The following is a 15177-nucleotide window of genomic DNA, read 5'->3' on the forward strand; positions in this document are numbered from 1 at the left end:
ATGAAAACCAATTTTCTACCCTTAGTTTTTACCGTTCTCTTTTTATTATTGTTTCAGTCCATTTTTGCTCAAAAATATGAGGTGGATACGTTACAGTACCAAGGTACGAGCAAAGACATTGTCAACCTCGTTATCCTTGGTGATGGTTATACACAAAATCAATTGACGGATTTTGAAGAGGATGCGAAACGCTTCACGACTTATTTTTTTCAAACAGAACCTTTTCGTCAGTACAGCAATTACTTTAATGTATTTGCAATAAAAACCATATCAAAGGAGTCTGGAGCGACACATGCTGGTCAGGCAACTGATTGTGTGCATGGCGATATAGACTTGAGTAATTTTCCTGCTCGATTTAACCAGTTTACGAAGAAATACCCAGTTCCAATTACATCACCGAATACAATCTTTGGAAGTAGTTTTGATAATGGTGGATTGCACCGATTAGTGGTTCCTCAGAAGAATGAGGTTATTGAGGAGATTTTAAAAACGCACATTCCAAATTATACACAAGTTGTTATCTTGGTGAATTCTCCTTTTTATGGTGGTTCTGGAGGAAAATACGCTACAGCAACAGTTAATTTTATGAGTAATGATATTGCCGTACATGAGATCGGACATTCCTTTGCTATTTTAGCAGACGAATATTGGGCAGGAAATCAATATGCGATAGAAGGACCGAATCGTACACAAGAGTCTGATCCGACAAAGGTTCCCTGGAAACGTTGGATTGGAACTCAGGATATCGGAGTTTATTCTTATGGTGGAAAAGAATCAAAATCAACCTGGTTTAGGCCTCACGAGTTTTGTAAAATGCAATACTTAGTGGCACCTTTTTGTGCAGTGTGTCAAGAAACTTTTGTCGAAACGATTCACCATAAAACAAATCCTATCGTAAATACAAAACCGCAAGTGGGAACCGTTGTTGATACGGATCTTATCCAAGCTTTCTCTTTAAAACTATTAAAACCTTCACCCAACACACTAGAGGTTAAATGGTATTTGAATGAGGAATTGATTGGACAAGATATAGACTCTATTTATCTGAATCCAGGCATGCTTACTTTGGGGACAAATAGATTAAAAGCTGTTGTGAAAGATACCACTTTATTGGTTCGTAATGAATCTCACCAGAAGCATACTTATGAAAAAGAATGGTCTATTATGAATGAAAATGACCATCCACCAACAGCGCCTTTATCTACTTGGGGAGATACGCTGCAAACTTGTTTTAACGGAGGACAGGTATTGAGTGTCAAAAATGCAAGTCGAGGATTGCGTTATAATTGGTATACAGATGCTGATACAACAACCCCTATCTTAACAGGAACAAATGTTACGGTAAATCATGTGAAAGCAAATGCGGCTTATTATGTGGAGAGTGTTTGGAAAGATAAAAAATCCGTACGCAATAAAGTTTTATTACAAGTATTTGATGAAATTGAAAGGCCAATAGGTGCCACCGTCAAACTAGATAAGAAACTAAATAAAATTCGTATCACATTGAAAGATAAACCAGATGATCGTTACAATTATTTATGGTGTAAAGAAGATGGTACGTCGTTGTATGAGTGGGATGAATTTAATGGAGAATATGTGCCCCCTAAAGGTAGTAACAATATTTTTTTCATGGACAGATCTAATAGTGAATCTAAAATATATGTGGTGAAAGTGGATAAATTAACCACTTGTCGGAGCGAGAGATTAGAAATTTTAATACCAGAGTTTTAATTTACATTTTTAATAAGTAACTTTATAGTTATTAAGCCAATTATTAACTATAAAGTTATTTTATGAAAAAACATGCCCAATTTAATTGGAGCATATTTTCATTACTAATTATCTGCGTATTAGCTGTCACTTTTGCATGTCAAAAGAATCAGAAAATCACAGATGAATTAGAAGGAAATGTGTTCTCCGTAAAGTTCAAAATTAAGGATTTTGAAACGATTGTTACCCCATTAAAAACACCTAGTGGATTTAGAAACTTAGCCTCTACACAGAAGACGAGTGGCTCGAAGGAAGAAACCCTGTTTCAATGGAATTTTGATCTCAGCAATACTGACCCGATCGTTGCTTTTAATCCACTGGCCAAGATTGATTATAATGGTGGTAAAATTGATTATAGTTTTGTTGCAGGATGGCCTACTACTGGAAAAGCAATCAGCTTTAGAGCGGCGCAAACAGTCTTATTAAAAATTCCTTGTCAAAACATAAAATCATTTAGCAATTTGACATTAGATGCCAATAGTTCCGCCACAGGACCTCGGGCTTTATTGATCGATTATTCGACTAATAAAGGTCTTTCTTACACAAAACTATCAGATACGATCCATTATCCTGTTGATTTGGCATTTACTGGTGCTGCAAAACTACCAGTTGTTCAATCTTTAACGCAACTTGCTATTCAAGGAAAAACAGAGGTTTGGATTCGTTTAAGTTTGTATGAAGGTAAAAGACCATTGAACAATACTTATAACGAAAGTACAGGTATGTTTAGAATCGACAATTTGCTCATCACTGGAGGGGAAGATGGGTCGGTGGCACAGAATAAGTTGTATTACCATATCTATCACGCAGAAACTCATGAATTGGTAAAACAGGGTGCTGTTACAGCACAAGAAACTTTTCAGTTAGATCTCCCGATGGGTACTTATTACTTAAGTTTGTTGACAAAAAATTCCATTAGTCCCATCACTTTCACGAATAGTGCTGTCTGGAATAATTTTTATGTTAGTAATTCATTTACTGAAAAAGAAACGGAGATTTATGCTGTAAGAGATACGTTTCAGGTCAATCAGTCACTCGAGCGGACATTAACATTGAATCGTATGTATAGTGAGATTAAAGTCACGTTTAGTGATGTAACAGATCTGAGTCATATAGATAGTATTCTTATTCAACAAAAACATCCTGGTTTTTATTATTATCCGTTTGGTATAAGTAGTAATAGTCAACTTGATCATGCAATTTTAAAGATTGAACCCAATTTTACAACCTTAAATAAAAGTTTTTACTTCAATCAATTTATGGGATACCAAGTGATAAACAAGCCAATTAAGTATGAACTGAAAGTATTTGATAAAGGAGTAGTCATTCGGAAGTTTGAATTAGGTACGGATATTAAAAACAATATGCAAGTTCTTTTTAAGGGTTTGTTGCTACAAGGAATTGATCAGACACAAGGATTTACGATCTTAAAAAACGAAACTTGGAATGGTAAGGTAGATGTTGATTTTTAAAGAAAGTTATCAATTCTCCAGATTTTACAATAACAAATTACTGTAAAAGAAAAGAGATTGGTTTCAACAAAAACCAATCTCTTTTTTTATATGCTATAGAATCTTTTTTAATAAGGAGTTCCAACCGACTAAATCATGAACAAATTTTTCTAAATCAGCAATTGCAATACGTTCTTGCTCCATCGAGTCACGGTGACGAATCGTTACCGTGTTATCTTCTAATGATTGGTGATCTACTGTGATACAAATAGGAGTACCAATCGCATCTTGACGACGGTAACGTTTGCCTATTGAATCTTTCTCATCGTACTGGATATTGTAATCCAATTTCAATACAGCCATGATTTCACGTGCTTTTTCAGGAAGACCTTCTTTCTTTGTTAAAGGCAAGATGGCTGCTTTTACTGGAGCTATCGCTGGAGGGAATTTCAACACAACACGCGAATCTTGTTTCTCTGCTGTAGAAAGATCTTCCTGAACCAACGAGTTACACAATACGGTCAAGAATAAACGATCTAAGCCGATCGAAGTTTCGATCACGTAAGGAATATAGTTTTGATTGATCTCGGTATCAAAATATTGCATCTTTTTACCAGAAAACTCTTGATGTTGTTTCAAATCAAAATCTGTACGGGAGTGGATACCTTCTACCTCTTTAAATCCAAATGGGAAGTTGAACTCGATATCTACAGCTGCATTTGCGTAATGCGCCAATTTATCGTGATTATGGTAACGGTAGTTCTCAGAATTGAAACCTAAGGCTAAATGCCATTTAAGACGAGTTTCTTTCCATTTGTTATACCACTCCATTTCTGTTCCTGGACGAACGAAGAATTGCAATTCCATCTGTTCAAATTCACGCATACGCATGATGAACTGACGGGCAATAACTTCATTACGGAAGGCTTTACCGATTTGAGCAATTCCAAAAGGAATTTTCATACGGCCAGTTTTTTGAACATTCAGAAAGTTGACAAAGATACCTTGAGCAGTTTCTGGGCGTAAGTATACTTGTTCAGCTCCATCTGCCATGGCACCCATCTGGGTGGCAAACATTAAGTTGAACTGGCGAACATCTGTCCAGTTCTTTGTTCCTGAAACAGGACAAACAATATTATGATCTTCAATAATGGTTTTTAAACCAGCAAGATCATCAGCATTTAAAGCCACATTCAAAGCTTCTAATAAAGCTGCAGCTTTATCTGTTTTACCATCGGCTTCATAACGAGCGATTTTATCTTCGATCAATTGATCTGCACGGTAGCGCTTTTTAGAATCTTTATTGTCAATCATCGGATCGTTGAATCCATCAACATGTCCCGAAGCTTTCCAAGTTGTGGGATGCATGAAAATAGCGGCGTCGATACCAACAATATTCTCGTTCAATTGCACCATGGATTTCCACCAATAGGTTTTTAAGTTATTTTTTAACTCTGATCCCAACTGACCATAGTCATACACAGCACTTAGGCCGTCATATATTTCACTTGATTGGAATACAAAACCGTATTCTTTTGCATGCGATACTATACTTTTAAAGAAGTCGTCTGTTTGTTTGCTCATAAGTAGCAAATATAAATATTAGTATTTAGATTTTAGATAATAGTATGTAGATTGTAGTATGGAGTACTACGTCTGCAATGCTCCATACTCCATGCTATTGTAATAAATCCCGAATTTGCTGGGAAGCATTTTTATTGTCCACTTTTTTGATAATATGCGCAATATTTCCTTTTTCATCAATCAAAAAGGTTGTACGTGCTGTACCCATATATTTTTTACCATACATATTTTTCTCTACCCATACACCATAATCATTCACTATTTTTTGATCTTCATCCACGAGTAACTGAAAAGGAAGTTCATGTTTTGTCATGAATTTTTGATGCGAAGCTTCTCCATCAATGCTGACACCAATAATTTCAAAACCGTCTTTTTTCAACGATTGATAATTGTCTCTAAAATTACAGGCCTCTGTTGTACAGCCTGGTGTATTATCTTTTGGATAGAAATATAAAATGACTTTCTTTCCGATATAGTCGGATAAAGAAATGCTTTCTCCATTTTGATTTTTTGCTGTTATTGCAGGAGCTTTCTGTCCTACCTCTAGTGTTGCCATCGCTTATCGTATTGTTCTAATGTATAAAATACAGATTATCTGGTGAAACTCGCCTCGTAAACATTTACATTATCTTTCCAATCTTTTACTTCAAGTCTCAAATTGTGTTTTCCTTCTCGAAGGTTTGGTTCAAAAGTATGCCAGATATGACGGTTTTTAGGATCATATTTCATCAACACCCAGTCTCCATCAATATAAGCATTGAAAGATTGAATACCAGATAAGTTGTCGGAAATAGTGAAATCAATTTGCTTTTGTGCAGCAACATTTTTATTGCTTACAAGGTTACGTGCAGTAATAGTAGGTGCAACGTCATCGATGGCAATATAGAAGTCTCCAAAACTACGTACAGAAGCCGTTACTAAACCATTCTCATATTTTCCTCCTTGAGCTCCATCTTCTGTCGATACGAGGAGGGCTTTACTGTAGAGGTCTTTTGTGAGGTTGCTATTTGGTCTGATGCTCAATGTATATGAACCAAACACAGGTGTATATTTATTGTGTACTTTTTGAAGTTGAGAATAGCCATTTACAGGACTTGCTCCTTCTGAATATTCAAAATTTAAATTGTCATACAGGGTGTTTTTTGGTATGGATATTTTGACATTGCCAGTCTGATACACATTGTCCAATAAAAAATTAAAGTATTTACCTGCTGTAGAAGGTGTTCTTCTGACAGTATAATTTGCATCGCGCTGCACATTGAAATTTATTTCAGTGGCATTTCCTTGTACATCTTTGACAACATATCGCACTTGATGCACTTGATCATCTTTAAGTTCCATGATGCCATTATTATCCATGTTATAATAGATGTCAATTGGATTTCCGGATTGTCTGAAACTTTTTTGTACCCTCACGTTTGATTTTTCCCAGTAGGGATAATCGATATAGGAATGGATAGCACGTGTTTTATCAAAAGGTATACTTTCAAACAATACAGTGCTGATCGTTTTGTTGTCTAAAAATAATTCAATGGAATAAACGCCATAACTAAAGGATATTCCTTTCCGTTTATCGACCGTGTTGATCCCAAAACCAAATTTTCCATTAACTGGGATTGGTGATGTACTTGATAGGCTGTAATTACCGTTGGTTAACGCTTTGACTGTTTGATGACGCCTAGGTGTATTTTCATTGAAAATAGGATCGTCTAGATCATATACGGTCAAACCGCGAATAATGGGCTTGGTTTCATCTGGAAAAGTGAGCCCAAACAACTGTGTGTTAAAGGGTAGCTGTAGTTTGGTGTCGCGAATTTCAAAATGGAGATGCGGTCCTGCGGAACCACCTGTATTTCCTGAATTGGCCAACAACTGTCCTTTCTTGAGGGTGAATTGTCCTGGTTTTAAAAAGACATCAATCTCAAATTTCTTTTGTTTATACTGCTCCGATTTAATAAAAGCATTTAATTCCTCATTGAAGCTTTCTAAATGCAGGTAAACGGAAGTGTAGCCGTTAGGGTGATCGAGGTAAACAGAATTGCCTCCTCCACCAATTTGTACGCGTATACGGGAAACAAATCCATCTGCCGCAGCATATACCGGAATATTAATTTTTTGCTGTGTACGGTAATCGTCTCCCCCATGGAAATGAGTCGCCCTAAGCTCGCCAAATGAACCAGATGCCTGGGGAGCAATATCCATAGGACGTCTAAAATAATTTTGCGGATATTGACGGTGTTTAATGATATCTTGTGCTTGTGTTATCGTTAGAGTAGAAGCAAGCAAACCTATTATACAGCTTAATTTCTTCATGGGACTATTTGATATGACAGATAAACATTTTTTCCTCACGAATAAAACCTTCAAGTTTATCGCCAATAGCAACTGGACCTACTCCTGCAGGTGTACCCGTATAGATCAGGTCGCCTTTACGAAGTGTAATAAACTTAGAAATATAGACGATGAGCTCTTCATAAGAGAAGATCATATCCTTTGTATTTCCCTGTTGTACGATTTCTTGATTTTTTGTTAATGAAAAATTTAGATTTTTAAGATCTCCTAATTCTTCTTTAGGGATCAAAGAACTAATAACTGCAGAACCATCAAAAGATTTTGCCAACTCCCATGGGAGACCTTTTTCTTTATGTTTTTGTTGTATATCTCGTGCTGTGAAATCTATTCCTAATCCTATCGCATCGAAGTAACTGCTTGCAAACTTTGATGTGACGTGTTTTCCTTCCTTACAGATTCGAAGTACGATTTCAGCTTCATAATGAATATCAGTTGAAAATTCCGGATAATAAAAATCTTTATTGTCTTTTAATAAAGCGGTATCGGGTTTCATGAAAACAACGGGTTGTTGAGGAATAGGATTGTTGAGTTCTTTTGCGTGATCTATATAGTTGCGGCCTATGGCAATAACTTTCATGTTGATATGTATTAATTAAAGCACCTGATTATATGTGAATTGGTGCGAGATATGCAAACTTAGTAAATGTAAGAACTATTTCAAAAGTGATTCTTGTCAAATTGCTACTAACATCACTATTAAATAGGGATTAAGAGGGTATTTATAGGGGTTTAATAGGGGTATACCCCTATTAAACCCCTACTAATACTAATTAAAGGGCTAATTATGCCTGGATTAATAGTGAATTTTGTATATATTTGGTACTAGAGGAATGACCGTTTTTCTATAACCAATTATAAAAAATAAAACTAAATCTATGGCAATTCAAAAGAATGGTCCGAACGGATCTTTTAAAGGAAAAGTGGGCTCGATCTATGGCTATGAACTGAATGGACAACATATTATTCGAGGGGCACGGGTAAAAAATAACAATCCACCAAGTGAAGCCGTATTAATGAATAGGCAGAAAATGAAGGTTGCAAACAATTTCGTTAAATCAATAGCACCAGTTCTTAAATATGGTTATCGTCATATTGCTCCAAAAGGTAGTCGTATTGGTGCATTTCAAACTGCTCAACGGCATATTTTAATGGAAACAATGGAGATGGCTGTTGATTCCCAATATTATGTCAATCCGGAAAAGGTACTCGTTTTTAGAGGATCGCTCTATCCTCCAATGGGTTGCTCGGTAGAAAGAGAAGGTAATTTTTTACGGTTTAATTGGATAACATTTCCTGAATATGCAGATAAAATATATAAAATGAACGTTGCTTTTATTGAAGAGGATAACTTAGCACAACTGGAAATTGGGGAAGCAGAAGTCAATCAAGGAACCTGCACGATAGCGTTATCAAGTTATATGAATAATAATAAACCAATTCATGTTTATTTGGGTATTTGGAATTCTTATCTTGATCAACTTTCCGATTCGGTTTATTGTGGAGTCGTCTAAATAGGAATTGACCGTTTGTTTTTCTAATTTTAGCACATGAAAGATTTAAAAGCTGTATTTTTTGATTTTGATGGGACGTTGGTGGATTCAGAGCGTTTTTATTTTGAAGCTTGGAAACCTATTTTAAAAGAGAATTTTGCTATTGATTTGAACTTTGAGATATGGATTCAACATTTTGCTGGGCATACACTAGTGCGTAATTTGCAGACGATGAAAGAGCTTTGGGGGATAGAAGCACGCGAGGATTTTATGTGGAAAAGTACCCGAGAAAATTATGCGAATCAAGATATGCTCAGTATACCGCTCATGCCCTATGCAAAAGATACCATAGAATTTTTAGTAGAAAAGGATATTCAGATCGGTTTAGTGACTTCCAATTTTCGACCTAGTGTGGATAAAATGTTAGCGCATTATGGTTTATTGCAACATTTTACTTGGTTTGTTACGCGAGAAGATGTGCTCGATCCGAAGCCAAAACCTGAATGTTACCTGAAAGCTTTAGCTTTATCTGGGCTTACTCATGAGCAAGTTGTTGCCATAGAGGACACAGCCACTGGCTCAAGAGCTGGTAAGGATGCGGGATTAACATGTATTGCAGTAACTAAACATAGGACAGAGCGTGATCGGTTAGGATTTGTTGATCATTTGCTATTCGATTTGGAAGAATTTAAAGCGATGTTACAATAGATTTATTCTTCTTTTGAAAAAAATTAATCGTTTTAGCTTTGTTGTTTTTAAAATATTATCTTTAATATTACAGGAGTAAAAAAACCATTATGAACCGAAGAACCGTTGTCAAGCAGTTATTTATTATAGCAGGAGGAATTGCCTTATTACCTTCTTGTCTTCGCGAGCAGGGAGGAGCATCGATTGTCCTTAAAAATATTAAGTTATCTGCTACTGATGAAGATTTTCTTGGAAAACTAGTTGAAATTCTAATTCCTAAAACAGATTCACCTGGAGGATTGGAGCTTAATTTACACTTGTTCGTGATGAAAATGGTGGATGATTGTGAAAGTCCTGAAAATCAAGATTTATTTCTAAAAGGGATGCATCTTTTGAAAGATCAATACCGTTCAGGAACTCCAGATTATATCCTACGATCTTTGACAACATTAGAAAGTCAGAAAGAAGGAGATGAGGTAGCTTTTTTCAATATATTCAAAAAACGTGCTATTCAAGGTTACCTAAATTCTGAATATGTGATGAAAAACAAATTGATTTATAAATTGATTCCTGGTAAGTACGAGGCAGCAGTGAAGTTAAAGGCATAAAATGGCAAATTTAAATATAGATAGTCAAAAAGACAGAACCTACGATGCGATTGTTATTGGTTCGGGAATTAGTGGTGGATGGGCTGCGAAAGAACTGTGTGAAAAAGGACTAAAAACATTGGTCTTGGAACGTGGTCGTGATGTGAAGCATATTAAAGATTATCCAACCACTAATATGAATCCATGGGAATTTGAACATCGTAATGAGATGCCTTATGCGGTTCAACAAGAAAACCCTATTGTTAGTAAATGTTATGCTTTTCATGAAGATGCCGCACATTTTTTTGTAAAAGATAAGGAGCATCCTTATGTGCAAGATAAACCATTTGACTGGATTCGTGGCTACCAAGTAGGAGGGAAATCTTTGTTATGGGCAAGACAAACACAACGTTGGTCTGACTTTGATTTTGATGGTCCTGCTCGTGATGGCTTTGCTGTGGATTGGCCTATTCGTTATGCCGATTTAAAACCTTGGTACGATTATGTCGAACGATTTGCTGGTATTGCAGGAGATAAAGATGGATTGCCCGAATTACCTGATGGTGAGTTTTTACCGGGGTATCCCTTAAATATGGTTGAAAAGTATTTCAAACAAACCTTAGCTTCCAAATATCCAGAACGAAAAGTAATATCGGCTCGATGTGCACATCTCTCTAAACCTAATCAAATTCATTTTGATCAAGGGCGTGTGCAATGTCAAAATCGTACTTTATGCCAGCGTGGTTGTCCGTTTGGAGGCTATTTTAGTTCAAATGCAGTGACACTGCCTTGGGCTGCTAAAACTGGGAAGATGACTTTACGTCCTTCTTCTGTTGTTCACTCTATATTATATGATGAACAAAAAGGAAAAGCGGTTGGTGTTCGAGTGATCGATACGCATACAAAAGAGGAAATTGATTTTTATGCACGTGTTATTTTTGTTAATGCGGCAGCGATCAATACCAATTTAGTTTTATTGAATTCAACTTCTAATCGTTTTCCAAATGGATTAGGTAATGATTCGGGTGTATTGGGTAAATACGTTGCTTTTCATAACTATAGTGCACGTATTTATGCCGAATATGAAGGCCTGTTAGATTACACAACTGAAGGGCGCAATCCTGCAGGAGGAGGTTATATTCCAAGATTTAGAAATCTGCATAAACAAGAAACAGATTTTCTACGCGGTTATGCCGCTGGTTTTGGTGCCAATCGAGGTTCAGATACCGATCGTAGTGGAGCAGGTGAATCTTTAAAAAATAATTTGTTGAACCCTAAATTAGGGAATTGGCAAGTCGGTTCGCATATGATGGGAGAAACCATTCCTAAAGAATCTGGTCAAATAACTCTAGATACTAAGAAAAAAGATGATTGGGGTGTTCCGTTGTTACATATCGCCGTAGATTATGATGATAATGATGCGAAAATGAAAAAAGATTATCTCGATACGATGGAAGATATGTTTAAAACAGCTGGGTTTACCAATATTCGACGTGATGATGGCTCTCAAGCTCCTGGTCTTGATATACACGAAATGGGAGGAGCTCGTATGGGGTTAGATCCGAAGACATCTATACTTAATAAATGGAACCAAATGCATGCCGTACCTAACGTTTTTGTTACAGATGGTGCCGCAATGACTTCTACCTCAACACAAAATCCTTCGTTAACTTATATGGCTTTTTCGGTTCGTGCAGTTGATTATGCTATTCAGGAAATGAAAAAAGGAAATATATAGTAGTTGAAAGTTTAAATTTTTTTATAAAAAATTTAAACTTTCAAAATAAAAATCATAATTTAAACCAATCATTAATTTACTAAATTAAGATACCAAACCAAAAGGGAAGTTTCCTAATATATAATTGAGCGACATACGTATATGTTAAATCGTTTTTAAGTTATTGTGCTAAAACGATTTAAGACTTATAGTGCTCTATAAACTATATTTAGTTTTTTCTCTCAAAAACACATATATATTAAATAAGATAATTAAGAAGATCAAACCAAAAACCTATTAACCTAAAAGACACTTTTCATAATAGAAGGTTTAATCTATCAAGCTAAAACGATTAAATAAATTATAAAACCACTAAACATGAACAAAATTGACGCAAGAACATTTTTGCAGCTCAAGAAAAGATCAAAATTATTCTTTTCATTAGCTGTTATTGCTGGATCGTTGCAACAGGCCAATGCAGCGTCCGTCATTTCTGTAGCACATTTGAACCGTTCAAACACAAAGGAATTTGTTAAGAAGCAGGGACAAGTAACGGGGAAAGTAGTAGATGCGAGCACTGGAAAATCAGTGTCAGGTGTAACGGTATCCGTAAAGGGAACAACAACAGCTGCACAGACCGATGAGAATGGTCATTTCAGTTTAAATGCGAAGACTGGAGACGTCCTTGCCATATCTTCTATTGGCTATAAATCTACAGAAATTAAGGTAAGTGGCACATCGGAATTAACAATCAGTCTGGAATCCGCTCAAGATCAGTTGGACGAGGTGGTCGTAGTTGGTTATGGTACCATGCGTAAATCTGATGTCACAGGCTCTATAGCTATGGTTAAAGGTGCCGATATGGTCAAAGCTCAAAATTTCAGTGCTTTAGAAAATTTAAGAGGTAAGGCTTCTGGAGTTAATATTTTTTCCAATTCCAGTCAACCTGGAGCCTATGGCAACCGTGTTGTTATCCGCGGTGTATCAACGATCAACTCTTCGTCCAATCCATTGTATGTGGTGGATGGTGTTGTGATGGATGATTTTCAATTATTAAATCCAAATGATATTGAGAGTATGGAAGTGTTGAAAGATGCTTCTTCTGCTGCTATTTATGGGGCACGTGGTGCCAACGGTGTTATTTTGGTGACAACAAAACGTGGTAATAAAGATGGTAGAAAAACAATCAGTTATCAAGGATCGGTTGGGGTGAGTTCTGTACAGCGTTATATGGATGTTTTGAATGCGCAAGAATGGACGGATGCCTTTATGATCGGTTTAGAGAATGAAAATAAATATCAGGGAAAAACTTGGAGTTTAGATCGTTCGAAATGGTTTAATGATCCCGATTATTTTGATGCATCAGGTAACCCGCTGTATGATACCGATTGGCAAAAAGAGGCAACTCGGACGGCTATCTCTCACAACCATCAGTTGAATATTCAACAAGGAGATGATAAATCTTCGGTAGGTGCTTTTTTAAATTATACTGACCAACAAGGTGTAGTGAATAATACTTGGAATAAGCGTGTAAATGCAAAGATGGCTTATGATTCTAAACCTACTTCTTGGCTTTCAACAGCAGTAAATTTAACCGTGAATCATACTTGGGGACAATATACACCAGAAGATGGTGGAGGACAGGATGCCCGCAGAACGATGATCGAGATGTTGCCATGGTATCCTGTACGTGATAAAAACGGAAATTATACAACATCTTCTTCTTCTACATTATCAGAAACGTTTGGTTTTGAAGGGATGTCCAATCCTGCTATGATTTTGGATTTACAAAAGCGGATGCGTTATAATACACAGATCTTTGGTAATGCGGCATTGACATTTCATTTGTTAGATGGACTTGATTTAAAAACGCAATTGGGGGTTGATAATCATCAAAAAACATATCGAGGATATTCTTCTGTTTTATTGAATAATATTTCTGCTCCTAACGGATGGGCAGAGATCAATCACACCAATACATTATATTGGCAAGAAGAAACCTATTTGACTTATAATAAGCAATTTGATAAGCATCGTATCAATGCGATGGCAGGATTGTCTTGGCAAGGACGTACCTATGATTATGATGGCTCAAGAACAGAAGGCTTTCAAGATGATTTAAGCCAATATTATAACATGGGTATAGGTACAATACCTTCTGCACCTTATTCAAATAATTTGATTTGGGCAATGAACTCTTATTTTTTAAGAGCAGCATATTCCTATGACAATCGGTATTCAGCAACGGTTACAGGCCGTTACGATGGTTCTTCTAAATTTGGGGGAAATAACAAATATGCTTTTTTCCCATCAGCAGGTTTTGCTTGGAATGTTTCCAATGAAGATTTCTTGAAGGATAATAGTTTGATCAGTAATTTGAAATTACATACCAGTTATGGCTTAACAGGTAATTCTGAAATTGATCCCTATAGATCTTTAGCAAATGTGGAATCAGGAACAATTTTATTAAACGGTAATCGAGAACCTTACTCTTTTGTGAGCACAATTGAAAACCCTAATTTGAAATGGGAGAAAACTGCACAATTTGATTTTGGAGTAGAATTAGGCCTGTTTCAAAATAGATTGAGTTTCGATGTTTCTTATTACAAGAAAAAGACAACAGATTTATTACTTGAAGCACCATTACCAACAGCAACAGGTTTTAGTTCTGTGATGAGAAACATTGGATCGGTTCAAAATCAAGGTTTAGATGTGATGATTAATGGTACTATCGTTAATCATGAAGATTTCACATGGAAATCAACTATAAATCTGAATTATAACAAAAACGAAGTGTTAAAATTAGGTGATAATAATGCCGATATTTTAATGAATAGTTGGGTTGGTGGTGCAAACAGTATCATCCGAGTTGGAGAAAACCTGAATAGCTTCTATGGTTATAGAAGATTGGGTATCTACACACAAGCAGATGTCGATGCTGGTAATGCAACAATCTCACAAATTGGTCGTCCAAAACGTACGACAGAGAAAGAAATTATTGGTAAGGGTCTTCCTGATTGGACCGGAAGTTTTATCAATAATTTGAGCTATAAGAATTTTGATCTGACACTTGATTTGCAATTTGTAAAAGGGGTAGATGTCATGCAACAGTTTTTCCATTCTACGTATGACCGTTTTGGCATCACGAATGGTTTAAAAGAGATCTTAACAGATGCCTATAATGGAACAAATCCAAATACTATGCAACAGGCAATTTATTTAACCAATGGTGGACATGCTGGTCAAGATACGAATGTGGATGATGCTTGGGTAGTTGACGGTTCGTATTTAAGGGTAAATATGATACAGCTAGGTTATACATTCAAACCTGATGCTGTAAAAAGAATAGGATTATCTGGTCTTCGCATTTATGCTAATGCTAATAACCCATTCTTATTTACCTCAAGTGAATTTAAGGGGTATGACCCAGAAAGTACTTCACAAGGGGAAAGTAAATTTGGCCAAAATATGACTTTTTTCGCTTATCCAAGAGCGAAAACTTTTACGTTAGGTCTTAATGTTACATTTTAATTTTTGAA

The 15177-nt window shown here is 36.1% G+C and carries 11 protein-coding genes; 7 read left to right on the plus strand and 4 right to left on the minus strand.

What is annotated here, in order from left to right:
* Together LZQ00_RS18260 and LZQ00_RS18265 are read left to right on the plus strand one after the other, a co-directional pair.
* Positions 1–1731: a M64 family metallopeptidase gene (locus tag LZQ00_RS18260; protein ID WP_234510690.1), complete on the plus strand. Its 1731-nt coding sequence runs from the start codon at positions 1–3 to the stop codon at positions 1729–1731.
* Between the two features lie 62 nt (positions 1732–1793).
* Positions 1794–3242 (plus strand): hypothetical protein, encoded by a 1449-nt coding sequence (locus tag LZQ00_RS18265; RefSeq protein WP_234510691.1) that lies wholly within the window; start codon positions 1794–1796, stop codon positions 3240–3242.
* Between the two features lie 93 nt (positions 3243–3335).
* Here LZQ00_RS18265 and LZQ00_RS18270 read toward each other — a convergent pair whose 3' ends face one another.
* From LZQ00_RS18270 to LZQ00_RS18285, 4 genes are all read right to left on the minus strand, one after another.
* A complete protein-coding gene (locus LZQ00_RS18270) occupies positions 3336–4805 on the minus strand; it encodes a glycine--tRNA ligase (protein WP_234510692.1) in 1470 nt (489 codons plus the stop codon).
* Between the two features lie 94 nt (positions 4806–4899).
* Positions 4900–5361 (minus strand): thioredoxin-dependent thiol peroxidase, encoded by a 462-nt coding sequence (gene bcp, locus LZQ00_RS18275; RefSeq protein WP_234510693.1) that lies wholly within the window; start codon positions 5359–5361, stop codon positions 4900–4902.
* 35 nt (positions 5362–5396) lie between these two features.
* On the minus strand, positions 5397–7118 hold the full coding sequence (locus LZQ00_RS18280) for a M23 family metallopeptidase (RefSeq protein WP_234510694.1): 1722 nt from the start codon (positions 7116–7118) through the stop codon (positions 5397–5399).
* A 4-nt stretch (positions 7119–7122) separates the two neighbouring features.
* Complete coding sequence (locus LZQ00_RS18285) at positions 7123–7734, minus strand: fumarylacetoacetate hydrolase family protein (RefSeq protein WP_234510695.1); 612 nt, start codon at positions 7732–7734, stop codon at positions 7123–7125.
* Between the two features lie 298 nt (positions 7735–8032).
* Between LZQ00_RS18285 and LZQ00_RS18290 the strand changes: the two genes are divergently transcribed.
* The 5 genes from LZQ00_RS18290 (at position 8033) to LZQ00_RS18310 (ending at position 15169) form a co-directional block, all read left to right on the plus strand.
* Positions 8033–8668, plus strand: a complete 636-nt coding sequence (locus LZQ00_RS18290) for a DUF6266 family protein (RefSeq protein WP_234510696.1) — start codon at positions 8033–8035, stop codon at positions 8666–8668.
* Positions 8669–8704: 36 nt separating this feature from the next.
* Entirely contained in the window at positions 8705–9355 is a 651-nt protein-coding gene (locus LZQ00_RS18295; protein WP_234510697.1) for an HAD family hydrolase, read from the plus strand.
* Between the two features lie 89 nt (positions 9356–9444).
* Positions 9445–9942, plus strand: a complete 498-nt coding sequence (locus LZQ00_RS18300; protein ID WP_234510698.1) for a gluconate 2-dehydrogenase subunit 3 family protein — start codon at positions 9445–9447, stop codon at positions 9940–9942.
* A 1-nt stretch (position 9943) separates the two neighbouring features.
* Positions 9944–11659, plus strand: coding sequence for a GMC oxidoreductase (locus LZQ00_RS18305; protein WP_234510699.1), 1716 nt, complete (start codon positions 9944–9946; stop codon positions 11657–11659).
* A 357-nt stretch (positions 11660–12016) separates the two neighbouring features.
* Positions 12017–15169 (plus strand): SusC/RagA family TonB-linked outer membrane protein, encoded by a 3153-nt coding sequence (locus LZQ00_RS18310; protein WP_234510700.1) that lies wholly within the window; start codon positions 12017–12019, stop codon positions 15167–15169.
* The last annotated feature ends 8 nt before the right edge of the window (positions 15170–15177 follow it).

This window comes from Sphingobacterium sp. SRCM116780 (assembly GCF_021442025.1).
GTDB lineage: Bacteria > Bacteroidota > Bacteroidia > Sphingobacteriales > Sphingobacteriaceae > Sphingobacterium.

Coding starts and splice junctions, on each gene's coding strand:
- LZQ00_RS18260 (WP_234510690.1), top strand. CDS start 1: ATGAAAACCAATTTTCTACCCTTAGTTTTTACCGTTCTCTTTTTATTA.
- LZQ00_RS18265 (WP_234510691.1), top strand. CDS start 1,794: ATGAAAAAACATGCCCAATTTAATTGGAGCATATTTTCATTACTAATT.
- LZQ00_RS18270 (WP_234510692.1), bottom strand. CDS start 4,805: ATGAGCAAACAAACAGACGACTTCTTTAAAAGTATAGTATCGCATGCA.
- bcp (WP_234510693.1), bottom strand. CDS start 5,361: ATGGCAACACTAGAGGTAGGACAGAAAGCTCCTGCAATAACAGCAAAA.
- LZQ00_RS18280 (WP_234510694.1), bottom strand. CDS start 7,118: ATGAAGAAATTAAGCTGTATAATAGGTTTGCTTGCTTCTACTCTAACG.
- LZQ00_RS18285 (WP_234510695.1), bottom strand. CDS start 7,734: ATGAAAGTTATTGCCATAGGCCGCAACTATATAGATCACGCAAAAGAA.
- LZQ00_RS18290 (WP_234510696.1), top strand. CDS start 8,033: ATGGCAATTCAAAAGAATGGTCCGAACGGATCTTTTAAAGGAAAAGTG.
- LZQ00_RS18295 (WP_234510697.1), top strand. CDS start 8,705: ATGAAAGATTTAAAAGCTGTATTTTTTGATTTTGATGGGACGTTGGTG.
- LZQ00_RS18300 (WP_234510698.1), top strand. CDS start 9,445: ATGAACCGAAGAACCGTTGTCAAGCAGTTATTTATTATAGCAGGAGGA.
- LZQ00_RS18305 (WP_234510699.1), top strand. CDS start 9,944: ATGGCAAATTTAAATATAGATAGTCAAAAAGACAGAACCTACGATGCG.
- LZQ00_RS18310 (WP_234510700.1), top strand. CDS start 12,017: ATGAACAAAATTGACGCAAGAACATTTTTGCAGCTCAAGAAAAGATCA.